Here is a 26826-nt window from a genome sequence, read left to right on the forward strand (position 1 = left end):
CATGCTTAAATTTTTTATCCGTAGTTCATCATTTTTTTTGTCCAGTAATCCGTAGAAATTCGTATTAGATCATGGGCTACATTGCATAGGTAGCTGCCTTTTTTATAACTAGCTGCTACTTCCCACTCTGGATTTTGTTTAATCGAAAAATAGGAGATGTTCGTGCTGGGCTTGGCGTACGTAATCGGAAATATAGAGCAGCAGATGCCCTCCGCAACCATTTTGAATAAGGTTTGACAGCTTCTGGTTTCCAACAAAATGTCAGGACTGATGTTTTCTTCGTTGATCAGATGATCATAGATTTCGCGAAGGGTCGAACCTTTTTGCATAATGGCAAAGGAGTCGTTTTCAAAACGCTTTAAGCTTATTTCAGGGAGTTGTTCGCCAATCTTACCTCCTAAATGTGCAAGAGGATGAGCATTTGGAACACCTAAAATAATCTTTTCAGAACAGATATGGATATAATGATCATTCGTTTTTTGGGAGTTTTGCAAAGTTAAAAATCCAATATCAAGATTACCTTGAGAGATTTCATATTGTTGTTTTTTGACAGGCATTTCAATAGGCTCAATTTTTACATTCGGATATTTTTTATAGAGAATAGGGTATATAGCTGCAAACATCTTAATACCGCGCTCCGGAGTTAATCCAACAATCAATTTTCCTTCTTTTATCTCAAGCATATCGTTAATCCGGTTGTACGTTTCTTTTTTTATGCGTACGATTTCTTTTGCGTTCTCGACATAAATTTTCCCGGCATGCGTCAGGTGCCAATTGCTTCTTGAGCGTACGAAAAGCTGTGTGCCAAGTTCTTTCTCAAGTCTTAAAAGCTGCTGGTTTAAGGCCGATTGGGTGATAAACAGTTTTTCCGCAGCTTTTGTTATATTGTTTTCTTCCGCTATTTTAATCATATAATCCAATTGTTTTAAATCCATTCGAAAAAAATCGCCTCCTTACTCTTAAATTTATTTAGAGAAATCTAAATATTTACACTTTTACTTAATTACAAATTCAGATTACGATGTTTTTGGATATATAACAAGTAAAAAGCAACTTATCCGGATGGAGGTCACCCTCATGACTTTGAAACAAACGCGGAATGAAACTCCTCTTTATATTAAAGTACATCCCAATGACAATGTTGCGATTATTGTCAATGAAGGCGGATTGCCTAAAGGAACGGTATTTTCTTGCGGGCTCGAGCTAACGAATCATGTTCCTCAAGGACATAAGGTGGCGCTAAAAGATCTCAATCAAGGCGAAGCGATCATGCGTTACGGAGAAATGATCGGGTATGCCGTTCAACCGATTGTAAAAGGCAGTTGGATCGACGAATCGTTGGTTCAGCTTCCGACACCGCCTAGGTTAGAGGAACTATCGATAGCTAGCAACGTGCCGGCATTGTTGCCTCCTCTTGAGGGCTATACGTTTGAGGGTTACCGGAATGTAAATGGCAGCGTTGGAACGAAAAATATTCTTGGGATTACGACCAGCGTGCAATGTGTCGCCGGCGTACTGGAATATACGGTAAAGAGAATCAAAGCGGAGCTGCTTCCGAAATATCCGAATGTCGAGGATGTCGTAGCATTAACGCATACTTATGGATGCGGGGTTGCGATCAATGCGCCGGATGCAATTATTCCGATTCGCACGATTCTAAATCTTGCCCAGAACCCTAACTTTGGCGGAGAACTCATGGTCGTTGGATTGGGCTGCGAGAAGCTGAATCCTGAACGTTTGGTGCCGGAAGGGGACTCCGGTAAGATCATATCCTTGCAGGAGCATCATGGATTTATTCCTATGGTCAAATCGATCATGGAGATGGCGGAAGTCCGGCTCGATCGATTAAATCGCCGAAAGCGCGTCACTTGCCCCGCTTCCGATTTGGTCGTCGGTTTGCAATGCGGTGGAAGCGATGCGTTCTCAGGGGTTACGGCCAATCCGGCAGTCGGTTATGCCGCCGATTTGTTAGTACGCGCCGGAGCGACGGTCATGTTCTCCGAAGTCACAGAAGTGAGGGATGCCGTGCATCTCTTAACACCGCGAGCATCCAGCGAAGAAGTCGGCCGGGCCTTGATTCGTGAGATGAAATGGTATGACGATTATTTGCAGAATGGTCAATCCGACCGAAGCGCCAATCCAACACCCGGCAATAAAAAAGGCGGTCTCGCCAATGTGGTTGAAAAGTCGCTCGGATCGATTGTGAAATCAGGCACCAGCCCGATTGTCGGGGTCCTATCCCCTGGCGAAAGGGCTGTCGAAAAAGGACTTATTTTCGCTGCAACGCCAGCTAGCGATTTTGTTTGCGGTACTTTGCAACTAGCCTCCGGTATCAACTTGCAGGTGTTCACGACGGGGAGAGGGACGCCTTACGGTCTGGCTGTTGCTCCGGTGATTAAGGTGTCGACAAGAAATTCTTTGGCGGAACAATGGCATGATCTGATCGATCTGAATGCGGGGAGAATCGCAACGGGAGAGGCAACCATCGAGGAAATCGGCTGGGAAATCTTCCACTTGATCCTGGATGTCGCCAGCGGACGTAAGAAAGCATGGGCGGATCATTGGGGACTATACAACGATTTGGCATTATTCAACCCTGCGCCTGTAACCTGATCCGGGTTCATATCTAGCCCGGAAGGCTTCTAGATTCAAGGTCTGGCTGGTGGCTCAGAAAAAGGATATAGTATAAAAGTGTCCGGAAGGGCACTTTTATATTTTAATAAAAACAAATGCGCACGCAAGACAATAAAAAGTATACAATTAAATTAAGAAATGAGTTAAATTAGAGTTTTCTGCAACCGTTTACATCATGCAATACCGACTACAGGATTCATAATACCCTCCTCAAATAAATATGGCCCGGATCCCTGGTACTGTTCAAAAGGAGGATACGCTTTGAAATTAATCCCGCAAAGTTTAAAGGTATTTAAACAAAAGAGTATCTTTGTGAAAATGTTGTTTCTGTTTAATATTTTCATTTTGATCGCTATTCTTGCATTTGGTTATGTTTCGTATTCCCAATCCTCCTCTCTGCTCATTGAGGAAGTAGTGAAATCGAACTATACATATATCGAGCAGGCTAGAGACAACATTGATGAAACATTGACCTCCCTGGATAATTTGTCCTTTCAGATTTCACTTCAATCGCAGATCCGACGGGCGCTGTATTTATCGGAAACCACATGGGATCTTGACCAATTGCTGTTTCTTGATATTATTAAATATTTAAAAAGCGTCAAGCAGGCGAATACATTGATCTCGGATATATGGATCCAGTTCTACCGCTATCCGATCGTATTGAATCAGGAATCCAAATACAATCTTGATTATTATTATGAAGATATTTACAAAACCGGGCAGTCCATAGATTGGACAAGTCCGAGTCAAAACCACCATGGGCTTAATCCTATCGGCAGATTTCAAGCAAACTCGTATGGAATAAGCTCATCCGTAATTACATTTGCGCGGACGGTTCCTCTAAGTGAAATCAAGCCTATGGGCGCTTTGTACCTGAATATCAAAACGGATGATTTTTCCAACAGGGTTCAAGGTGTCAGTGATCCTTATCCGGCCTTCATCTATGCGTTGGACACCAAGGGAGAGGTTGTATTTAACAGCAAAATTCGCAGCGATCAGGATGAATTGATTAATTCTGTCAAAGGGGCCATTACAGAGAAAGTTAGAGGAAACAGTGCTGATAAAGGCTATCTGGAGCAGACGATTGCAGGTAAATCGTATCAAATTTTGTTTACTTCATCGAAGGTGAATGAGTGGACGTATATCAGCGTGGTACCGACGGCTTTTATCACGGAAAAGGCAAATGCGATCCGTCAATTTACATTTGTAACGGCTATTATTTGTCTGATAGTCGGCTTGATTATATCCTATTTTTTGACCAACCGAATTTACCGTCCCATCAACAAAATTGTCGGATATATTAACGTATTAGGCCGCACTCCGCCCTCCAGCCAGGACAATAATTCCAAGGAAGATGAACTTGGCTTTATCGATCGAATCATTAATTATGTGTATTATGAGAATCAAAGCTTGAGGGGCTCTTTTGAAAAAAACCTTCCGGCACTTCAGCAAAAATTTCTCTATGACCTCATTGATGGCAGAGTATCGTCGGCCAACGTGCAGCAGCTTGCAGAGGAAATTCAATTGGAGTTCAACTACGATTCGTATCAAGTGATTGTGTTTGAAACCGTCGACTTTTCTCTAGAGGATAAAATCAATCTGCGTTACCGGGATATTCTGGAAATCGTGGATGGGATGGTTAGTGAGCTGGACGACGTACATCTGGGTGTACGATCAATCCGCAAGCGCAATGACAAAATCATTTCTCTGTTAAATCTTGATCATCCCAATCCGAAGCCTGAGGTGATTCACGACTTTATTCAAAAGGTCATCTCCTTCTTCGAGCAGGAGCATTCCCGGACTTTCACGGTGGGGATCGGCAATATTTACAGCACGGTAGATGAGGTGCCCCTATCTTATGTAGAAGCTTTGTCCGCTTTGCAGTACAAGATCGTCAAGGGAGAAGGCAGTGTGATCTTTGTTGATGAGGTTAACAAATTGCCCGAGAGTTCCTTCAGTTATTCGATAGAAGTTGAGAAGCATATCATCAACTGTGTGAAGACCGGAAACCATATGGCTTTGCATCAACATTTGCAGAAAGTTTGGGGGGATAATTTAAAGCAAGGGGATATAACGCCGGAAATTATTACTTACCTGTTTCAGGCTCTGGTAGGCACTGCAATCCGGACGATTTACGAAGTCCTATCTACGACCGGGGAAATATTCAGCGAATCTTTTGATTTATATAAAGAGGTCAATCAGCAATCACGCTTGGAGGATAAGAAGGAGTTTATTGAATGGATGTTCCAGAGCATTAGTGACTGGATTCAAAACAAGAAGCAGGGGCAGGATAATACCTTATTCAATCAAATTAAAGATTATGTGGAAAAAAATTATCATCTGGACTTATCGTTAACGATTCTCGGGGAGAATATCGGATTATCGCCTTCTTATCTGAGCAGTATTTTTAAAGAAGTCACGGGTATGAATTTTGTTGATTATATAAATACAAGGCGGGTTGAACAAGCTAAAATCCGGCTGCAGCAAACCCAGGATACCGTTTTTGAAATTTCCGAGAAGGTAGGATTCACCAATTCCAATACCTTTATCCGGGTGTTCAAGCGGCATGAAGGGATTACACCGGGCCAATTCAGGCAAATACATACGAAGAAAGACCTCTAATTACTAACCGTCAGGAGCTGATTCCTGACGGTTTTTGCAATGATCATGAAAAAAGTAGATGTATCTAAAGAATTATCGATATACGAAACTCATGTAAGGGGATACATTGAGTAGGCAAGCGAAGTACATGAAACGTTGAGAGGAGAGTCTTTCCCATTGACTAAGCAAACTATAACTGCTGCGAGTCCGTCACCCATAAGTGTAGGATATAAGAAAACATCAAGCAGACGAAGCACTTTCAAAAAAGTCCTGCCGTACTATCTGATGTTCCTGCCACCTCTGATTTATTACCTGATCTTCAGATATGTACCTGTCGTCATGGCCGTCGTGATCTCTATGATGGACTACAATATTTACAAGGGGATTTTTGGGAGTGAATGGGCTGGATTTAAGCATTTTATTGATTTTTTTAACTCTGTTTATTTTGGTAGGTTGCTGCGCAATACACTGATGATCAATCTTCTGAGCTTGGTGTTTGTATTTCCTGCACCGATTATTTTTGCCCTTTTATTAAATGAGGTTCGGAACTCGCTGATCAAACGCATGGTACAAACGATCAGTTATTTGCCTCATTTTGTATCGACGGTTATTGTAGCGAGTATGGCGGTAACCTTTCTTTCGCCCAGCGTAGGATTAATCAACAATATTTTAGTGCAATTCGGTATGGAACGGACGAATTTTTTACTGGATCCGAATTATTTCTGGGGAATCTTTACCTTTATGGATCTGTGGAAAACACTCGGATGGTCAGCAATCCTGTACTTTGCCGCTTTAACGGGCATCAATACGGAATTGTATGAAGCTGCAAGAGTGGATGGCGCGAACCGTTGGCATCAGACCTGGCATATTACGCTCCCGGGTATCGCCCCAACGATTATTATTTTGCTGTTACTGAAAATCGGTCATATGCTGGAGATCGGTTACGAATTAATCGTGCTATTGTACAACCCGAATACGTATCTGACTGCAGATGTCATTGGTACCTACGTATACCGGAGGGGAATATTGGATGCTAACTACAGCTTCGCATCTGCAGTCGGACTGTTTCAATCGGTCATGGGGCTGCTTCTGATCATAATCGCCAATAAACTGGCCAGAAAGTACTCGGAAACGAGTTTGTGGTGATTTGTAAGCCTATAAAGAAGCGGGCTTTCCACATAGAAAGCGCTAAGGAGGTAATGGTATGGTTTTCAGGCGTATGACGCTTGGAGGATTGGCGTTCAGTTGCATCAATGCATTGGTTCTGGGGTTAATTGTCGTTATGACCTTGTACCCGTTTCTTTATGTCGTGTCCGCTTCATTGAGCGAGCAATTGTACATTCAGCAGGGGAGAATCGGTATTATACCGATGGGATTCCAATTAGAGGCTTACAAAAGAGTGCTTGAGTTTCCGATGCTCGGAAGATCCTATTTGAATACGATCCTATATACGGCGCTTGGAACGGCAATAAGCCTGGTGTTAACGGTATGTGCCGCCTATCCGATGTCTAGGCGGGACTTGCCGGGCCGTAAATTAATGACCTCGATCGTGCTGATTCCGATGCTCTTCGGAGGCGGATTAATTCCCACCTTTCTCGTCGTGAATGCCCTCGGGATGCGGGATTCCATATGGGCCATCGTCATTCCGGCGGCGGTGACTTCTTTTTATGTATTTATCCAGCGAACATTTTTTGAGCAAATTCCTCTCGAGCTGGAGGACGCCGCCAAAATAGACGGGTGCTCGATGGTACAAACACTGTTCAAAATTATTTTGCCGTTGGCGCTTCCGTCTTTGGTGACGATTGGCTTATTCTATGCAGTTAACGAATGGAACAGCTTTTTCCCAGCTATGATTTATTTGAATGATGAGAAACTGTTTCCAGTGCAAATCCTGCTTCGGGCGATCGTGATTCAGAATCAGACGGATCAGGTTTTGGTTGATGTTTTTGACGACAAGAACCTGTTAAGCGAATCGATTAAGTATTCGACTTTGGTTGTAGCGACACTGCCCATTCTTATTGTGTATCCTTTCATTCAAAAATACTTTGTCCAAGGGTCGATGATGGGATCTATTAAAGGTTAAAACACAAATTTATAGGAGGCGTCTACATGAAAAAAGAAAGATGGATGAAAGGAATAACCGGCGTAATATTGATATCGGTTACATTGGTCGGATGCCAAACAGGCGGGCAAGAGAAGGCAGCAACGACTCCGGATGCCAAGGCAAGCGAGGCGAATAAGCCTGTTAATGCGAATGGAAAGATCCTGGATAAGCAGATCGAGGTTAGTGTCTATATGAGGCCGAGACCTGAATCAGTGGAGTCCAATGAACTACTATGGATGAAGCCGATTTCCGAAAAAACCAACGTCAACTTCAAATGGCTGAAGGCACCTGCAGACGTCAACGATTACATCGAAAAGTTCAATTTGACCCTGGCGGGCGGTACGCTGCCAGATCTTATGGAGGCACCACTGGATTTATTAAATAAAGGCGGGGAGAATGGCGTATTTGAACCGTTGAACAAGCTGATCGAGCAGAATATGCCCAATTTTAAAAAGATTATCGAGCAAAATCCAGCGATCTTGAAGGATATCAAATCCGATGACGGAAACATTTACTTTTTCCCTCAGATCTCTGCCGTCAAAACGATCAATCTGCAAATCTTCCGTCAGGACTGGCTGGATAATCTCGGGTTGAAGGCACCGAAGACAACCGAAGAAATGTACCAGATACTGAAGGCATTTAAAGAAAAAGACCCGAATGGAAATGGCAAGAATGATGAAATTCCTTTCACCACAAGAAGTAAAATCAAAGGATTGCTGCCATTCATTGAGCCATTTGGCGTATCGTTCGAAGAGGATTTTTATGTGGATAACGGTCAGGTGAAATACACGTTCACCGATGCCAAATTAAAGGATGCGCTTGAATATACAGCCAGGCTGTATAAGGAAGGCTTGATAGATAAGGAATATATAACGAATGATCAAAAGATCTGGGAGTCCAGATTCACGAATGAAGTATCGGGTGCTACCTTTGATTCATTCCCACGACTCGAGGCTCTCGAGAAGCTGGTTGGCAAGGCCAATCCGAAGGTCAACTTAACTGGTTTGACACCGCTCCAAGGCCCATCAGGGATTGCTCCTTTTACCAAAAGTCAGCAAAACCTGATCAAGAACGGTTTTGGCATCAGCTCTAAATCGAAATTTAAAACCGAAATTGCCAAGATACAGGATTGGTTTTACAGCCCCGAAGGACAGCTGGCGATGAATTTCGGTAAGCTCGGCGAAACGTATACGATGGAAAATAATGAACCGAAATACACGGATCTCGTGATGAAGGATAAAAATAATGCACCTCTGATCAAAATGTATGAGCTTGGACACCGGGAGTTTGCTTATCAATGGGACATTCGTTACGAGAACGCAATGGTTTCACCTAAGCTGGCTCAGATACGTGATTCGATTACGCCTTTTATTAAACCCAAGTATCCGGTTGCCTTGTCCTTCAAGCAGCAGGAGCGTGATGTTCTTAACTCCAAATTTACAGAGATTACGACTTATAAAGACGAGATGATGAACAAGTTCATTATTGGCTCGGAGCCGATCAGCAAGTTTGACGATTATGTCAAACAGATTGATAAAATGGGTATAGATGCAGTCTTGAAAATCCAACAAGCCTCTTATGATCGATACCTGAAACGATAAAAGCAGAAAGCGGTGACGATCAGAAGATGGTTGAGCATATCGTTCATTCCGTTCCCAATCCAGTGCTTCCAGGGGATCATCCAGATCCCTCGGTTGTTCGGGTGGGTGAAGATTATTATGTTGTTACCTCTACCTTTCAGTATTTTCCCGGCGTCATGGTGCACCATTCCCGTGATCTGATACATTGGCGCCCCATTGGTCACGTCATTACTCGACGCAGCCAAATTGACTTGACCGGGGTACCGGATTCACATGGCGTATTCGCGCCCGATATTTCGTATGCTGACGGGAAGTTTTGGGTGGTCGTTCCTTTCTTTCACGGACAGCCGCGTTGCACAAACCTGCTGTTCACAGCAGAGCGCCCGGAAGGGCCTTATTCCGAAGGCGTGGTACTAAATCATCACTTTATTGACCCATCCATATTCCACGACGATGACGGTCATCGTTACCTTGCCTTTGGCGGGGGTTGGCTGCAGGAGCTTCATCCCGATGGGTCTAGGCTTTTTGGAGATGCCAAGCAGGTGTGGCCGGGGACTGGAGGCAACAACCCTGAAGGTCCGCATATCGTCAAGCGCCATGGCTATTACTATCTGATGCTGGCTGAGGGAGGGACGCGCTTTGGACACATGGAAACATTGGCCCGCAGCTGTTCGATTTGGGGACCCTATGAGCCATGCCCACACAATCCAGTGCTAACACAGACGGACCCTAACAAGCCTCTGCAGAAGGCAGGCCACGGTAAGCTGGTGGAAGATACGAAAGGGAATTGGTGGATGCTGCACCTTGGAGGACGTCCGTTGACTCCAAATGGCAGTACTCCTTTAGGGCGTGAGACTTTCCTTGAATCGGTTCGTTGGACAAACGATGGCTGGTTTGAGGTTGGAGACGGGGGAAGCCCGCAGGAGCATGTGCATGTGCCGCTCGAAAGTGGGCAGGAACCCATCTTGGTTGAGGCCGAAACAGACCGTTTCGACGAACCAGAGTTGTCTCCTGTTTGGGAGTGGGTGCGTCACCCATTGGAAGGAAGCTATACGTTAACGGGAAACGGGCTTGAGCTGGAATGCTCACCTTACCCGTTATATGTCCCCGGGTCGACCCTTCTCCTGACTCGCCGATGGGAGCATTTCTGTTTTGAGGCGCACACACAGCTTTCTTTTGTACCCCAGTCGTTGGGCGACGAAGCAGGGCTGGTCCTGTACCGTGACATGGATGCCATGCTGCTTGTTAGTGTCCGTTATGGGATCGGTCAAACCGCAGGACAAAAGTTTGATGCCGCCAGGTTGCACGAGAAGCAGGAGGATGATGGACTCTATCTACAGATTGATCGCTCGGAGAAATGCTATCGACATATGCTGTATCGGGAGAAGCTTGATATGGAACCGGGAGCGGACTTGTGGCTGAGAACCCAGCTTGATGCAGAGAGTCAGCAGTTCACTTTCGCCATATCGGTTGAAGGCGTGGAGTATAGGGAGCTGGAATTGTCCGTTTCAGCGGAATTTCTGTATCCGGAGCATTTTGCCAGATTCAATTGTTTCACGGCTCCCCGTGTAGGCATCTTTGCTCGTGGTGTATTGTATCAGCAGCATGGTAAGGTGTTGTTTAAACAATTTACGTATCGCGGAAATTCGTAGTGTAATTGGTTTGTAATTCGTCTAACAGGAAAGAACGGGAGGTTGCATTTTTGCTGAAGCTCCTTTAGTAAGAATAAGGAAGCCGGATCCAATTAAGGATTCGGCTTTTTGCTTGTATTTTTCGAGTATTGCCCCCCTAGCCCGATTGCAGAATGTGTTCTACAGGGAGTTTGTTATTTAAAAAGTCGTAAAAGCGTTAGTCAAGTAGTCGCCATAGTGTTAGTCACCCTGAATGCATTGAAATAAAATGAAGAGTGAGTTCGATACTTTCTTACTTAAATAAAGGAGGAATTTCAGTCATGGCACTTCACTTTCCCGTTGGATTCTTATGGGGAGCATCCACAGCTGCGCATCAGGTAGAAGGCAATAATACCAATTCCGATTTTTGGCTGATGGAACATCTGGAGGGTTCCACGTTCAAGGAGCCATCAGGCAGCGCCGTAGACCATTATCGCCTCTATAGGGAAGATATTGCTCGTTTATCTGAATTGGGCTTGAATACCTATAGGTTCTCCATCGAGTGGGCCCGGATTGAACCGGAAGAGGGGCTTATTGACGAAGCAGCCATCGATCATTATCGAGATGTGCTGAATGCTTGCAAAGAATGTAACGTAACGCCTGTCGTGACGCTGCATCATTTCTCATCGCCGCAATGGCTCATTCGCGCGGGCGGCTGGGAATCTGAGGAGACGCCTGCGCGATTCGCCCGTTACTGCGCTCATGTCATGCGTGAATTGGGTGAGCTGATTCCTTATGTTTGTACGATAAATGAGGCGAACATAGCAATTGGAATCGCTAAAATCATGAAGCGGTACCAATCGGGGGCCCCTGGTGCGCAAGTCGGAATGAATATGGAAAAGATGGATCAAATGCAAACTTACTATGCGGAATTGAGCAAGGCATTCGGGCTTCCTCCTAGCGAAATAAATACCTTCCTGGCTCCACGTACGGAAAATGGAATCGAAATCATCTTCAGCGCGCATGTGGAAGCCAGGGCTGCAATCCGGCGAGCGAGCCCGCATACTCAAATCGGGTTGACCTTGTCTCTATACGACATTCAAAGTATCCCGGGCGGGGAGGACCACGCAGCTCATGCCCTTCAAGAGGAGTTCCTTCAATTCATTCCCTATTTGAAGGACGATGATTTCTTCGGCTTGCAAAATTATACACGTGCGGTATATGGGCCTGACGGTATTATGCCTGTTTCGGCCGATGCCGAGAAGACTCAGATGGGGAACGAGTTTTATCCAGAGGGGATGGAGGCTGTCATCCGATACGTTTCGAAGCATCTGAATATACCGATTCTCATCACGGAGAACGGTGTGGGAACAGACAATGATGAACGCCGCATTGCCTGTATTGATCGGGCCTTGAAGGGTGTGCATGCTTGTATCGCTGATGGTATTCCCGTCAATGGATACATGCATTGGTCGCTGTTGGATAACTTTGAATGGCAGCTCGGTTTTTCAAAGACATTCGGTCTTATTGCAGTGGATCGATCGACAATGAAGCGGACTTCGAAGCCCAGCGCTATTCATTTTGGGGAAATCGCGAACAAGAATGAGTTGAGTTTAATGGCATATTGAAGCAAGTTAACGAAGAGCCGACGGGTGAAAAAATAAAGTCTTGAAAGTGCTATTACGAATGTCATCTAAACGGAGTCCGCTTCATGAGCTGATGATGATCATTAGTACGAATGAAGCCAAACGATTATAAGGAAGAAGGGGATGTAAGGATGAAATTGCACAATAAAGTGGCGATCGTTACGGGGGCCGCATCCGGTGTTGGCAAAGCCATTGCAGAGCTATATGCGAAGGAAGGCGCCAAGGTTGTGGTTGCGGATATTAACAATGACACCATCTCAGCAGTTGTCGACGGGATAAACCAAGCCGGTGGAACAGCTATCGGCTTGGTTGCCAACGTCATGAAGGAAGAAGACATCCAAGCGATGGTGGACAAAGCTGCGGATGAATTCGGAAGCGTAGACATTCTCGTGAATAATGCCGGCATCATGGACGGCTTCCGCCTGATCGAGACCGTTCAGGATGACCTCTGGGAACGGGTTCTCACTGTCAATCTGACCGGACCTATGCGTGCCATTCGCAAGGCGATTCCTTATATGCTTGAGAAAGGTGCGGGCGTGATCATCAATATCGCTTCGGCGGCGGGTATAACCGGCGGTAAAGGCGGCGTCGCTTATACGTCTGCCAAGCATGGCCTTGTTGGTTTAACCAAAAATGTTGGTTATATGTATGCCAAGTCCGGTATTCGGTGCAACGCTATTGCGCCCGGGGGGGTTCGGACCAATATTGCTCTAAGCAATATCGATATGGCCGGGATGCAGACCTACAGGGAAGGCGCGGGAACACAGCGGTGTGAGCCGGTCGACCCTATGGAGATTGCAACCGTCGCCCTCTTCCTTGCATCCGACGATTCCCGTTTTGTAAATGCCACTGTCGTCGCAGCCGACGGGGGCTGGACAGCGTATTAACGGAGCAAGGGCCGGTCGGGTGATCATAGCCCTGAAAAAATGAAAATCCACAACCTTATCCGGTTGTGGATTTTTCCCATACAAAATAACCAGGAGATTGGGGGGTTATATTCACGAAAAGTCGTCAAACCGTTATTGAAAAAGTCGTCATACTGTTAGTTGGCCGTGGTGCCTATCCCTTATGATAAAGCTAAGGCTATTAAGTATAAAACAAAAGGAAGTGATCTTCATATGGAACAAGCCGCAACGGCTGCTGGTCTGCAGACTGGGCTGAAAGTAAAGAAAAAGAAGAACCAATACCGGAAATATTCGCCACTTCTGATCATGATGGTACCGGGTCTTCTTTACCTGTTATTCAATAACTATCTTCCGATGATGGGGATCGCTATCGCTTTCAAGAAAGTGAATTTCGCTAAAGGCTTTCTGAAAAGCGAATGGATCGGATTCGACAATTTCGAATACCTCTTCAAAACTTCGGATGCGTTTATCATTACGCGGAATACGATTCTGTATAATGTCTTTTTCATTGCGTTAGGAACGATTCTAGCTCTAGCTTGTGCGATTTTGCTAAACGAGATTAAGAACAAGATGTTATCCAAATTTTATCAAAGCGTTATCACACTGCCGCATCTGATTTCCATGGTTATCGTCAGCTACCTGGTCTTCGCCTTGATGAGTGCGGAGACTGGGTTCATGAACAAAACGGTGCTCCCCTGGTTCGGCATCGAAGAGGGAATTTCGTGGTACAGCGAAGAGAAGTATTGGCCCGTGATCCTGACGGTGGTGCACTTCTGGAAGGGTGTCGGTTATTCCAGCATTGTGTTCTTCGCCGCACTGCTCGGCATTGACGAAGAGTACTATGAAGCGGCGAAACTCGACGGTGCGAGCCGCTTGCAGCAGATCCGCCACATTACTTTACCGATTCTGTCACCGGTTATTATTATGCTGACGCTGCTCAGTGTCGGACGTATCTTCTATTCCGACTTCGGCTTGTTCTACCAGGTTCCCATGAACGCTGGGGCATTATTCAACACGACGGCCACGATCGATACTTACGTATTCAGGGGACTGATGGGCTCCGGCGACATCGGCATGTCCACTGCGGCGGGGGTCTATCAATCTATCGTCGGATTCTTACTCGTCATGTTTGCGAACTTTATGGTACGACTATACAACAAAGAAAACGCATTGTTCTAAGGAGGCGGCCACCCATGAAAAATGAAAGTAGAGGTTTAACCTGGTTTAGCCATATCATGATGATATTGTTCTCCGCAGCATGTATCATTCCTTTCATTCTGCTTATAACAGCATCGCTCACGGATCAGAATGAAATTATAGCCAGCGGATATTCCTTCTTTCCCAAGACGTTCAGCACAGCGGCTTACACGTATCTGTTAGAAAGAGGATCGGATATTGCACGTGCTTACGGGATCACGATTTTCGTAACGATCGTCGGAACGTTCATTGGCGTGTCCATAATGGTGCTTCTGGCCTACCCGCTCTCCAGGAGTGTAACACCGCACCGCAATCTGATTATGTTTATTGTCTTCTTTACCCTGTTGTTCCATGGAGGTCTTGTGCCTTCCTACCTGGTGTACACGCAGCTCTTCCACATCAAGAACAGCATTTGGGCGCTGATCGTCCCGGGGCTGCTCATGAACGGATTTTACGTCATGCTGATGCGGACCTTCTTCCAGACCACGATTCCCCCCGCCTTGATTGAATCAGCACAGCTGGACGGAGCAGGCGAATACCGCACTTTATGGACCGTCGTGCTTCCACTTTCGACACCTATTCTGGCAACGATTGGTTTGTTCGAGTCCATCATGTATTGGAATGACTGGCAGCTAGGTATGATCTATATTACAGACCCCAAATACTTCAGTATCCAGAATCTGCTGAACCGAATCATGCAGGACATACAGTTTATCAATATCAATATGAGTAGTAATGCTAGTAATGCAATGGAGCAAATGCCATCAGATTCGGTCAAGATGGCCATGGCGGTGATCGGGGTTCTGCCGATTCTGCTTGCGTACCCGTTCTTCCAGAAGTATTTTATCAAAGGCATTATGATAGGCGCTGTGAAAGGGTAGCCGAGAAACAGTAGAAATCACCCAATATCAGGGACTCAAACTCCAATCAGATGTCCGATGAAAATAAATTTTTAGACTGAAAAACAAGGAGGTATACTATGACACTTCATGAAGCTGAAAACACAAACAAACGCTCAATTTTAACTCAAAGCGTTTCCCAGAATGCTGCTTCACAAACAGTAGCCCCGCTCTATGACGGGACACAAGACCCTCAGTTCCAGCAGCCCTATGTGGATATCGATGAATGGCGGGATCAGCCGGTGTGCCATCGGTACATCCACGGAGGATTCGAGGGTACTAACACCAGATTTTCGTATTATTTCCCCCTGAAAGAGGATTATGAGGGACGCTTCTTTCAAGCTGTCTACCCTGTTCAGGGCAGCGAGAACGCATCCCAAAGCCATTGTGACGGTGTGGACAACAAAATTGGCTTTGCCATTTCCAGCGGCGCTTATTTCGTAGAAACCAATATGGGCGGAATGTCCCCTGACGCTACCCTCGTTTATCGTGCGAGCGCCGCCGTGGCGCAGTTTTCGAGGGTCAAAGCAGCGGAGTTGTTCGGCCCGCACCGCCCTTACGGTTATATTTACGGCGGAAGCGGCGGCGGATTCAAAACCATAAGTTTCATAGAAAGCACGACAGGCATTTGGGACGGCGCGGTACCTTTTGTCATCGGATCGCCCATGGCAATTCCAAATGTCTTCACTGTACGCGTCCATGCCATGCGAATCCTCAAGGATAAGTTCCCTGCGATCATTGATGCGCTGGAGCCAGGAGGCAGCGGGGATATGTATGCTGGATTAAATGAAGAAGAAAGACAAGCTCTTGAAGAAGTGACCCAAATGGGGTTCCCGCCTAAGGCATGGTTTGCCTATAAAGAAATTGGGGATGGAGCGCTTACGGTTCTTTCTCCAATAGTTATAAAGGCGGACCCCTCCTATTTCGAGGATTTCTGGACGGTTCCCGGATACCTTGGCGCCGACCCAGAAAGTTCTGCTTCTCGGGCGCGTCTTCAATACAAGACCGTTATAACGGATGTCATTCGACCCGAAACGCACGCGGCTTCGGATTCTGACAAATCGGTGAATATGGGAGTCGACGAAGCCTGGAAAATGCTTACGGAGGCTGAGGGGAAAGTGCCTTCCTTCCGCTTGGATAATGTTCCTAAGGGGGACGTGTATCTGGATGGGGCATTTATACACATAACTAGTGGCGAGGCCGCTGGCGAGAAAATCCCTCTAGGCCAGTTAAACGGGAACGTCGTCACGATCAGCTCGGCATTCGGATTTTTCCCATCGGCTCAAAGCCTGGATAAAGTGAAGCCGGGCGACGAGATCGTACTGAATAACTCGGACTATCTCGCCATCCAAACCTATCACCGGCATCAGGTTCCGACCCGCGATTATTACGTATGGGATCAGTTTCGGGACGATAATGGTGACCCGTTGTATCCGCAGCGTCCATTCCTGGTAGGGCCTTCCGTTACAGGAGCCGGCTCGGTTCAAAACGGCCGGTTTGAGGGGAAAATGATCGTTGTGCAGACACTGATGGACGAAAGTGCATTCCCTTGGCAAGCCGATTGGTATCGAACCAAAGTCAAAGAATCGCTGGGAGAGAATCTTGAGGATCGTTTTAGACTTTGGTACGTAGATCACGCATTGCACGCCGATACGAGTTCGAACGATGTATTGGACGGACTGCATATTGTAAGCTACATCAGCGCCCTGCATCAGGCGCTTCGCGATCTGAGCGCATGGGTAGAAAGAGGCGTTACCCCTCCTGCCAGCACCAGTTACGAAGTTATCGAAGGCCAGGTCGTCGTTCCATCCAAAGCCGCCGAACGTAAGGGCATTCAGCCGGTCATAACCCTGAACGCCAACGGCGGCGAGTATGCCGAGGTTTCGGTGGGCGAGGTTGTCTCCTTCTTGGCGACAATCGAAATACCGCCGTATACCGGCAAGATCGTATCTGCAAATTGGGATTTTGAAGGGGAAGGCACTTATCCAATCGACGGAACCTTTAGCCACGTCAATGAAGATGCCTCACAGGTTGTTGTCGAGGCGGCATATGCGTTCTCCAAACCCGGCACATACTTTCCCGTATTGCGCGCGGCGTCAAACAGGGAAGGCAATGGCAGTGACCTGTATACTCAAGTTATGAATCTTTGCCGTGTAAGGGTCGTGGTAAAATAAACCGACATAGGTTTCTAAACGATTATCGATCTCAGCAACCTGCTTATTTTGTAAAGATAAAGGGTAAATTCATAATTCATATTCGTCCAAACGCCACAGCGGTTCATATTGTGGCGTTTTGGCTTTATGTGTATGATGGAAGCAAGATTACATTTAACCTAAGGGGCCGATGACATGAACATTCGCAAATGGCATGGGTGGCGAAGTTCCTTGCGATACAAGCTTATAGCAAGCGTACTCATCATGACGATGCCGCTGGTCGGCATGCTCTTGTATAACAACTTTTATGCCATTCATGTCGTTCGTGGACAAGTTGCCGATTCTTATAAGAATATGTTAACTCTTTACATGAACCAGATCGATACTGGCCTGAACGATAGCGATTCCTACATGAATACGGTGGCCGGTTCCAATTATGATCTGGTGTCACTCGGTCAGGCTGCAACGGATTCGGATTATTATAGTGCGAAAGTTTACTTGTTCAACAGACTTTCCAGGGATATCTCGTTATACAATTCGTTAAGTTCATTCTTTGTGTATGAAACACGTCGGCAGGATTATATGGATATCTCCAAAAGCAATGATGTTTCACTTGAGGAAAAAGAGAGTGTTGAGCGCCATATCATCGATTTGATTCATTCCCAGCAGATTCCAAAAGGGATCTCCACGAAAAGATGGCAGTATTTCCGAATTGGACAAGACTATTACCTTATTGATATCGTTCAATCAGGTAATGTTTATCTGGGAGGTTGGGTAAAGACCGAACAATTGTTAAAGCCTCTCCGCTCCCTTCAAATCGGAGAGGGAGAGGTTTTATTAGCCAATGGACAGGGTGAACCCATAACGGATACGAACCTCGTAAGCGACAATGGCATCGAACTGCACAAGAACATAAGTGAATATTATCTGTCGGGTATAACCAAGAAGTTTCTTGTCGTCGGCGCTGCGTCCAATAGAGGAGACTTCAATCTGGTCGCCCTTATTCCAGATACTCATATTTTGGCCAAGCTTCCTTATCTTCAGTGGATCGTTTGGCTGATCACGATCGCCTCTTTACTCTTTGTACCCATCGGTCTGTATTCCATGAGACAGGCCATCTTGGTTCCGTTATATCGGGTCTTGCTCACCATGAAGAAAGTCCGCGAAGGGGACTGGAGCAGCCGGGTAGTTCTAACCAACACTTCGGACGAATTTAAACTGCTCGGGGGATCATTTAACGCGATGATGACGGAGATCGAAACGCTTCGCGTCAACGTTTACGAAGAACAGCTGAATAAACAAAGGGAGGAATTGCAGCGGCTGCAGCTGCAGGTCAACCCCCATTTTTTCCTAAACACATTAAACATCGTTTATAATCTGGCCAAGGTCAAGAACCATGAATTGGTCTTGGAAATGACAATGTCCTTGATTCATTATTTCCGGTTTATGTTTCGCAGCAACACCTCTTTCGTGAAAATGAAGGATGAGCTGGATCATACCCGGAATTATCTGAAAATCCAGAGCTTACGATTCCCGGGCCAGCTGACCTGGACCCTCGATGCTCCGGATTATTTAACGGATGCTCCGATTCCTCCTCTTATCATTCAGTCGTTCGTCGAGAATTCGATTAAACATGCCGTCACGATGGATGAGCCAATTGCCATTTCCGTACAGATCGATTTCTTGGATGAAGAGAAAGGTTCCAGAATGAAAATTTGCATCAAGGATACCGGACAAGGATTCAATAATCAGGTGCTTAAAGATTTGCAAGCAGGCAAAAGAATCGAGAATGATCAGGGGGAGCACACCGGGATCTGGAACGTGCAGCGGAGGTTGAGATTGTTGTATGACGAAACCGTATCTATTCAATATGATAATGATAAGGAAACCGGCGGAGCGGTAGTGGAAATCATTCTTCCTACCAACCCGGGTATGGAGGAAACAACATGACCTATCAAATGTTGCTAGTGGATGATGAGATACATGCCATCGAAGGTGTGAAATCGGATCTTGATCTGAACAAGCTGGGAATAACAGGGTTATTTACGGCTTATAATATCAGACAGGCGAAAGAGATATTGGATAAAGAGATCATTGATATTCTGCTTTGCGATATTGAAATGCCGCAAGGCAGCGGATTGGAGCTGTTGTCCTGGGTACGGGAGCATCATCCAGACACGGCAACAATTTTCCTGACAAGTCATGCCGATTTCAAATATGCCAAGGAAGCACTGCAGCTGGGGAGTCTCGATTATCTGCTGAAGCCCGTTCTTGCGGGCGACTTGGAGAATGCCATTCGAAGAGCGCAAGGCGTGATTGACCGGAACAGTGAAATCAGCAGGAATAGCAAGTCCCATCAATTATGGCTGAAGCATCATTCCTTGATCATCGAGCGGTTTTGGCTGGATATCATCAACCACTCAACACCAAGTCATCCGGCCGCGATCCGCGAGCAGGTAGAACGTCATCATATCCCGGTATCGGAAGATTCCAGGTTTCTTCCGATTTTGATCTCCGTTCAGAGATGGAAAAAAACATTGAAGCGCAGAGATGAGAAGATTCTAGAGTACGCCCTCAAGAATTCTGCCGAAGAACTCATTATCGACAGCCATGGGACCGGAATATGCTTTCACCTGGAACGGGGGATGCTGCTTGTGATCCTTGTTGCGAGCTGTGGAACGGATTGGAAATATGCTCAAGCAACGGAGGCATGCAATCAATTTATTGATTCCTGCAACCGTTATTTTTACTGCGACTTGTCCTGTTATTTCGGTGAGCCCGCAGAGGCGCATGAGATAGCCGACATGCTAACGAAGCTTAGGACTCGTGACCGCAACAATGTAGCCTTTGTAAATCAAATTTATCCCTATCATGATACCGGGCACACTGATCAGCCTATTAAATTGCCAACACTGAGTAGCGTATCGTCCCTACTCAAGTCAGGCACGAAGGAATCCGTCATTCAAGAGGTAGAAAAGTTTCTTGGCGATCTCGTTCGTAACCAAGAGATGGATGCTGAGGTTCTGCATCAATTTTACCAGGACTTTATGCAGGCGCTTTATTCCTTCCTGAACTTGAGAGGGGTTCAAGCCCATCAACTATTTGGAGATGATGAATCAAGGCGCGTTTCGGAAACGGCGGGGCGATCCGTAACCGATATGCTTGCTTGGGTTCATCATGCCGTGAATAAGGCGATGATTCAAGCTGAGGCGGTTAAAGAGACGGATACCGTCGTCCAAACCATCAGACGATATATTGCTCTTAACATAGACCAGGATTTGTCCCGGGAAATGATTGCGGATCAGGTCTTTATGAATCCTGATTACTTGTCAAGAATTTTCAAAAAAGAAACGGGATATTCGATATCGGACTATGTCCTGCTGGAGAGAATCAAGCTCGCTAAGGAATTATTGTCCCAAACGAACATCTCTATAAGCGCCATTGCTTCATCCGCAGGATACACCAATTTTTCCCATTTCACCAAAATATTCAAAAAATATGCCGGGATAGGACCGACAGAATATAGAAGTCAATTCGGGCATGGAACAAACGTTCATTAAGTCGTGAAAGCGTTATTAATAAAGTCGTCAAAGTGTTAGTTGATAATGGGGGCAAGCGCTATGATGAAAGTGTAATCAAACGATAACTATTGGGGGGAATACAATGAGAAGGAAAGTGAAGGTTGCTAGTTTATCGCTTGTAGCGGTTATGTTAATGAGTATGCTCGCCGCATGTTCGTCAACAAAGAACGAAGGCGGCAGTGCATCGAGCATAACCCCTACTTCAAGCGTAAGCACGGATAAAGCGACGAAAGACCCATACGAAATCACGATGGCCATTCCGATTTTCGGAGCGGTACCCAAGGACGTGGAAGCGGTTCAAGCCGAAATCAACAAAATATCACAAGCTAAAATCAACGCTACGGTGAAGATCCTTCCCATCAGCATCGGTGCTTGGCAGCAGCAGATGAATCTAATAACGTCCGGCGGCGAAAAGTTGGACTTAGCTATTTCATTTGGTGCAAGCTACGGCAGTGCAGCGACAACAGGTAAAATTGTTCCGATTGATGATCTCTTGTCGAAATACGGCCAGGGAATCCAGCAAGCGGTTGCACCCGAATATCTGAAGAGCGCACAAGTCGGAGGGAAGATCTACGGCACGCCAAATATCAAAAATTATGGCGGTAGAACTGGCATTATTATGAGGAAAGACCTTGTTGAGAAATATAAAATCGATGTTGCTTCCATAAAAACACTGGACGATGTGGAGAAAGTATTAAAGACGATTAAAGAGGGCGAGCCTACTATCGCTCCGCTGGCAAGCGGCTTATCCCCTCTTCTGGAGAGCTATCAAACCTATGATAAACTCGGTGATCGATTTGGTGTTTTGCCTGGTTTCGATAATGGACTGAAGGTAGAAAACTATTTTGAATCCAAAGAATATGAAGACTTGTTGAAACGGATGAATTCCTGGTTCAAGTCCGGATATATCAACAAGGATGCAGCCACGACCCAGACCAATGAATTTGATCTCATGAAAGCAAATAAGGCATTTGCCTACATTGCGAAATATAAACCGGGATTTGTCGAACAGGAAATGCGAAAAACCGGTAAAGAAATGGTATGGGCTGATTTGCTTCCGGCAGCTTATGCGACGACTGATGATGTACTTAACGCATTGTGGACGATTTCCAAAAATTCCGGCAATCCTGAACGTGCCATGATGTTCCTCAATCTCATGTACAGCGATAAAAATATCACTAATCTGTTGTTGTGGGGCATCGAAGGAAAGCACTACGTAAAGGTTTCGGATAATGTCATTGATTATCCGTCTGGCGTAGATGCGAAGACGGTCGGGTATTCCAATCAAAACTGGATTATTGGCAATTCATTCCTAACCTACCCGTTTAAAACAGACGATCCGGATCTGTGGAATAAAACGAAGGCATTTAATGAACAAGCCATTAAATCGAAAGCACTCGGCTTTTCTTTCAATTCGGAACAGGTCAAGAACGAGATTACAGCCCTAAATAATGTATTGGAACAATATAGAAAAGCACTAGAGACGGGAGCCGTTGATCCGACCGATAAACTGCAGGAGTTCAGATCCAAGCTGAAGGCCGCAGGTATGGACAAAGTCATCGCGGAAAAACAAAAGCAGTTGGACGCTTGGGCGGCTGCTAACAAAAAATAAAGGCATGAGCCTGGTCCTCTTTTGAGGAGCAGGCTTTTATTTTTAGCTTAATGTCGAGTGAGGGCTTTGCAATAAGTCGGCAAAACACTATTGGAGAAGTCGTGAGAGTGTTAGTTAGAAGCGGGAATTTCTCTTATGATTGAATTAAGGCTATTGCATAGGAACAGGCTTAGCAGCAGCGTATTACGTTCCAGGGAATTTCTTAGATTAAGGAGGTTAGATGCAGTGCCATCCCAAATCAAGCAATACTCTAATCCGGTAATAATTTTCCGGGTGTACCGATCTTCCATTGCCGTGATCTCGTCCATTGAAAGCAAGTCGGTCACTGCTTAACTCGCAAGAGCCAGTTGGATATGGAAGGGTGCAGAAGCTCGATGGGAATTACGCCCCGTCCCTCCGTTTCCATAAGGGCCGCTGGGAATGGAAGAACCTCTATGGCTCCTGCATTCTTTGACTGGTTCGGATACACCCCGCTTTCGTAAATTACAATAACCTTAACTACAAAGGAGTTAGAGAAAAATGTTATATCCAATTGTAACGGAAACCCGCAGCATGATCGATTTATGCGGCATTTGGAATTTTAAACTTGATACAGGAAAAGGATTTGAAGAAGAGTGGTATATCTCTTCCCTTACTGACACAATCTGTATGTCTGTGCCATCTTCATTTAATGATGTAGGGGTCACGGGTGACATTCGGAATCACGTAGGCTGGGTATGGTACGAAAGAGACTTTTCGGTACCGGGTCTGCTGTTATCGGAACGAATTGTGTTACGCTTTGGTTCCGCTACGCATAAGGCAAAGGTTTATGTGAACGGCAATCTCGTCGCGGAACATATAGGCGGATTCACACCGTTCGAAGCCGAAATTAATCCGTACTTGCAAGCAGGCAAAAATCGTTTGACGGTTGCCGTGAACAATATCGTAGATGAAACGACGCTTCCGATGGGCACGTATAGCGAAACGGAGGTGCCCGGACTGGGCAGAGTTGTCAAGAACAGCCCTTATTTTGACTTTTTTAATTATGCGGGTCTCCATCGTCCGGTCAAGATCTATACGACACCCAAAACCTATATCAAGGATGTCGCGATCGTAACGGATTTGAATGGAACGACAGGGACCGTCCATTATGAGGCGGCAATCGAAGGCGATACGCACGTGAAGGTAACCGTCGTTGACCAATCGGGTGCAACCGTCGCAGAAGCTGTCGGCCTTTCCGGTTCGATCCGCATCGAAGACGCGAAGCTGTGGGAGCCGCTTGCTGCTTACCTGTATAGTCTTAAGCTTGAATTGATTCAAGATGGACAAGTAATCGACGCATATGAACAGCCATTTGGGATCAGGACGGTTGAGGTGAAGGACGGAAAATTCTTAATCAACAACAAGCCTTTCTATTTTAAAGGCTTCGGTAAACACGAGGATACCCCGATTAACGGGAGAGGATTGAATGAAGCTGCCAATGTGATGGATTTCCGGTTGATGAAGTGGATCGGAGCCAACTCGTTCCGGACTGCGCATTATCCTTATTCGGAAGAAATCATGAGACTAGCAGACAGAGAAGGGATTGTTGTCATTGACGAAACACCCGCCGTCGGTATGCATCTGAGCTTTAATGTCACGCCTCAAAGGGGACCTAAGAGGAATACTTGGGAAGTATTGAAGACTCAAGAGGTTCATCAGGAAGTCGTGCGGGAACTCATCGCACGCGACAAGAACCATCCCAGCGTGGTGATGTGGTGCATTGCGAATGAGCCGGCTTCCGAGGAAGACGGAGCGGAGGAGTACTTCCGGCCGCTCATAGCACTGGCCAAGGAGCTGGACCCGCAAAAAAGACCTGTAACGATTGTCAATATTATGATGGCCACACCTGATCGCGATAAAGTGGCGGAGTTGGTCGATGTACTGTGCCTTAACCGCTACTATGGCTGGTATGCGTTTGGCGGAGACTTCGAACTTGCCAAGATCAAGCTGCGTGAAGAATTAAATAGCTGGTGCGAGCGTTGCCCTGGCAAACCGATCATGATGACCGAGTATGGCGCCGATACAATTGCTGGCCTGCACGATGTCGATCCAGTTATGTTTACAGAAGAATACCAGGTTGAATACCTGCGGGCTAATCATGAGGTATTCGATGAATTCGAGCATTTCGTCGGCGAGCAGGTATGGAATTTTGCTGATTTTCAGACCAGCCAAGGCATCATTAGGGTTCAAGGGAATAAGAAAGGGATATTTACGCGGGATCGAAAGCCGAAATATGCGGCACATGAACTTCGTAGAAGATGGCAATCCATTCCGGAATTCGGCTACAAAGGAAAGCAATAACCAACAGATTGATTATGATGATATCTCTCACCATGCTATACAAATAGTCTCAATCTTATAATAAGATCGTACTGGCAAATACAGAAAGGTGGACTGCTTTATGGGTATTCTGAAAGGAAGAACTGCGCTAGTAGTTGGAGCCAGTTCCGGTGTAGGCTATGGCTGTGCGTTGCGTTTGGCGGAGGAGGGAGCCAATGTTCTGGCTTGCGCAAGGCGGCTGGACAGATTGGAGAAGCTGACCAAGGAAGCGGAAGGCATGGATGGAAAAATCGTGCCGATGACCTGCGACATCTCCAAGGAAGAAGACCTTGACAAGGTTGTGGAAAGAACCATCAAGGAATTTGGCAAGGTGGAGATTCTGGCCTGCATTGCTCAGGGGGGAATGGAGCATCCCACCAACCTCATTGATACCACAACGGAGCTGGCTCTCGAGAGCTATAATACCGGCCCTCTCTATACGATGCTTTTAATGCAAAAATGCTTCCCCTACATGAAGGAGCAACATTATGGACGAATTATCACTTGTGCCTCCGGTTCGGCTGTATCAGGTACGCCTGGATTTGCCGGATATGCTATGGCCAAAGGCGCTGTTATGTCGCTGACCCGTTTTGCTGCCAAGGAATGGGGAAAATACGGCATCACCACCAACTGCTTTTTGCCGGTAATAAAGGCTGATAATTTCGATAGCAGCCCCCAGGGCATGGCAGCGATGGAGCAGGTTATGAAGATTAGTCCTGTTGGTTATTTCGGAGACCCCTATAAGGATGCCAGCCCTATAGTCGCTTTTATGGCCAGCGAGGGATCCCACTACATGAACGGACAGATGATTGGTATCTGCGGCGGCATCCAGATACTGGCCTAATACGAGTTGAGGTCACAAAAGAAGTGATGAAGATCGCGCAACGGCAGCCCCGACATTGATGCAGGGTTGCCGTTTTCACTGTTGAATAAGTTATCAACATGATAAGTTTGATTTGAATGGGCCAGCCATGTCCAAAAGCCCCCGCAATAAATCGCAGAAGAACATCATCACTTAGTATGTGATTTTTTCCTTCTGTTGTGGTTTGTCTAAGGCAACTGCTCCTTGTTGTTTTATATATTTCAATTAATAGGCATATACGTATGTAGCGTTAGTGTTAGTGAGAGAATTAGGCAATCATTTAGAGAAATGAGATACCAGTCTTTTTTTCATTTATTGCATAATAAGGTTACGCCTGTTTCAAATCATTTCTTACTACAGAACTAAAGCCATTCCACACAAAATGAGGAAAATATTATATGATTAAATGAGAATGGCTTCTAAATTCTATGAGGAGGTTGGCTGATTTGAAAAGAATAGGGATTATTGTTGGTAGTTTAAGGGGAAATTCGTTTAATCAAATGATTGCGAATACAATCCCTGAACTCGTAGATTCCGCGAAATATGAATACATATCGATTGAGAATCTTCCCTTGTATAACGCGGATTTGGATCATGGAGAAGGGCCAGACCCAGTTATGCATTATCGTGAGGCGATTAAAAAGACGGATGGCATCATCATCGTTAGCCCAGAGTATAACTCAGGAATACCGGGTGTACTGAAAAATGCACTGGACTGGGCATCGACACCAACCAAAACAGCCGTCCTAATTCATAAGCCTGCGGGTGTGATAGGTGCAACGCCAGGCGCAAAAGGTACGATTCTGTCGCAGCAGCAAATTAGGCAAACGTTGGATGCCACTCAGTCATATGTTATGCCGTCTCAAAAAATGTATATATCTCAAGTTTTAGATAAGATTGATTCAGATACTCGCAAGCTCATAGATGAAACGACCCGCAAATATCTGCAGCGCTATGTACAATCGTTTATGCAATGGATAGACCAGGTACAACGGCTGAATGAGTAGTACAGGTTCTACATACAGATTCCATTGTTGATCGAATATTAGAAGAAGTTAAAAGCAGGTTTTTTCTTGACTTAACAAACAGAGACGAACTA

18 protein-coding genes are annotated in these 26826 nt (G+C 45.8%); 17 read left to right on the top strand and 1 reads right to left on the bottom strand.

Features of this window, described 5'->3' with window-relative positions:
- Positions 1-14 precede the first annotated feature (14 nt).
- The gene (locus QFZ80_RS07390; protein WP_307547833.1) at positions 15-935 is read right to left on the bottom strand and encodes a LysR family transcriptional regulator; all 921 of its coding nucleotides are present in this window, start codon (positions 933-935) and stop codon (positions 15-17) included.
- Between the two features lie 142 nt (positions 936-1077).
- Here QFZ80_RS07390 and garD point away from each other — a divergent pair, with 142 nt between their 5' ends.
- From garD to QFZ80_RS07475, 17 genes are all read left to right on the top strand, one after another.
- Positions 1078-2613, top strand: coding sequence for a galactarate dehydratase (gene garD, locus QFZ80_RS07395; RefSeq protein ID WP_307547831.1), 1536 nt, complete (start codon positions 1078-1080; stop codon positions 2611-2613).
- A 282-nt stretch (positions 2614-2895) separates the two neighbouring features.
- Complete coding sequence (locus QFZ80_RS07400) at positions 2896-5259, top strand: helix-turn-helix domain-containing protein (protein ID WP_307558120.1); 2364 nt, start codon at positions 2896-2898, stop codon at positions 5257-5259.
- Positions 5260-5523: 264 nt separating this feature from the next.
- A complete protein-coding gene (locus QFZ80_RS07405) occupies positions 5524-6384 on the top strand; it encodes an ABC transporter permease (RefSeq protein WP_373460379.1) in 861 nt (286 codons plus the stop codon).
- A 58-nt stretch (positions 6385-6442) separates the two neighbouring features.
- A complete protein-coding gene (locus tag QFZ80_RS07410) occupies positions 6443-7321 on the top strand; it encodes a carbohydrate ABC transporter permease (RefSeq protein WP_307558122.1) in 879 nt (292 codons plus the stop codon).
- Positions 7322-7347: 26 nt separating this feature from the next.
- Positions 7348-8943: an extracellular solute-binding protein gene (locus QFZ80_RS07415; protein WP_307558124.1), complete on the top strand. Its 1596-nt coding sequence runs from the start codon at positions 7348-7350 to the stop codon at positions 8941-8943.
- Positions 8944-8969: 26 nt separating this feature from the next.
- Entirely contained in the window at positions 8970-10574 is a 1605-nt protein-coding gene (locus QFZ80_RS07420; protein ID WP_307558126.1) for a glycoside hydrolase family 43 protein, read from the top strand.
- A 299-nt stretch (positions 10575-10873) separates the two neighbouring features.
- A complete protein-coding gene (locus QFZ80_RS07425; RefSeq protein WP_307558128.1) occupies positions 10874-12160 on the top strand; it encodes a glycoside hydrolase family 1 protein in 1287 nt (428 codons plus the stop codon).
- Positions 12161-12309: 149 nt separating this feature from the next.
- The gene (locus QFZ80_RS07430; RefSeq protein ID WP_307547818.1) at positions 12310-13065 is read left to right on the top strand and encodes an SDR family oxidoreductase; all 756 of its coding nucleotides are present in this window, start codon (positions 12310-12312) and stop codon (positions 13063-13065) included.
- A gap of 231 nt (positions 13066-13296) precedes the next feature.
- The gene (locus tag QFZ80_RS07435) at positions 13297-14262 is read left to right on the top strand and encodes an ABC transporter permease (protein ID WP_307547817.1); all 966 of its coding nucleotides are present in this window, start codon (positions 13297-13299) and stop codon (positions 14260-14262) included.
- Between the two features lie 14 nt (positions 14263-14276).
- Positions 14277-15161, top strand: coding sequence for a carbohydrate ABC transporter permease (locus tag QFZ80_RS07440; RefSeq protein WP_307558130.1), 885 nt, complete (start codon positions 14277-14279; stop codon positions 15159-15161).
- 98 nt (positions 15162-15259) lie between these two features.
- Complete coding sequence (locus QFZ80_RS07445; protein WP_307558132.1) at positions 15260-17353, top strand: hypothetical protein; 2094 nt, start codon at positions 15260-15262, stop codon at positions 17351-17353.
- 174 nt (positions 17354-17527) lie between these two features.
- Positions 17528-19282: a sensor histidine kinase gene (locus QFZ80_RS07450; RefSeq protein ID WP_307558134.1), complete on the top strand. Its 1755-nt coding sequence runs from the start codon at positions 17528-17530 to the stop codon at positions 19280-19282.
- Complete coding sequence (locus QFZ80_RS07455) at positions 19279-20892, top strand: response regulator transcription factor (protein WP_307558136.1); 1614 nt, start codon at positions 19279-19281, stop codon at positions 20890-20892. Before QFZ80_RS07450 ends, QFZ80_RS07455 begins: the two co-directional genes overlap by 4 nt.
- Positions 20893-20995: 103 nt before the next feature.
- Positions 20996-22525 carry an ABC transporter substrate-binding protein gene (locus tag QFZ80_RS07460; protein ID WP_307558138.1) on the top strand — a complete coding sequence of 510 codons (1530 nt, stop codon included), beginning with the start codon at positions 20996-20998 and terminating at the stop codon, positions 22523-22525.
- A gap of 519 nt (positions 22526-23044) precedes the next feature.
- Complete coding sequence (gene uidA / locus QFZ80_RS07465) at positions 23045-24847, top strand: beta-glucuronidase (RefSeq protein WP_307558141.1); 1803 nt, start codon at positions 23045-23047, stop codon at positions 24845-24847.
- Between the two features lie 100 nt (positions 24848-24947).
- Complete coding sequence (locus QFZ80_RS07470; RefSeq protein WP_307558144.1) at positions 24948-25709, top strand: SDR family NAD(P)-dependent oxidoreductase; 762 nt, start codon at positions 24948-24950, stop codon at positions 25707-25709.
- Between the two features lie 464 nt (positions 25710-26173).
- A complete protein-coding gene (locus tag QFZ80_RS07475; RefSeq protein ID WP_307547800.1) occupies positions 26174-26734 on the top strand; it encodes an NADPH-dependent FMN reductase in 561 nt (186 codons plus the stop codon).
- Positions 26735-26826 lie beyond the last annotated feature (92 nt).

This window comes from Paenibacillus sp. V4I7, assembly GCF_030817275.1.
Lineage (GTDB): Bacteria > Bacillota > Bacilli > Paenibacillales > NBRC-103111 > Paenibacillus_E.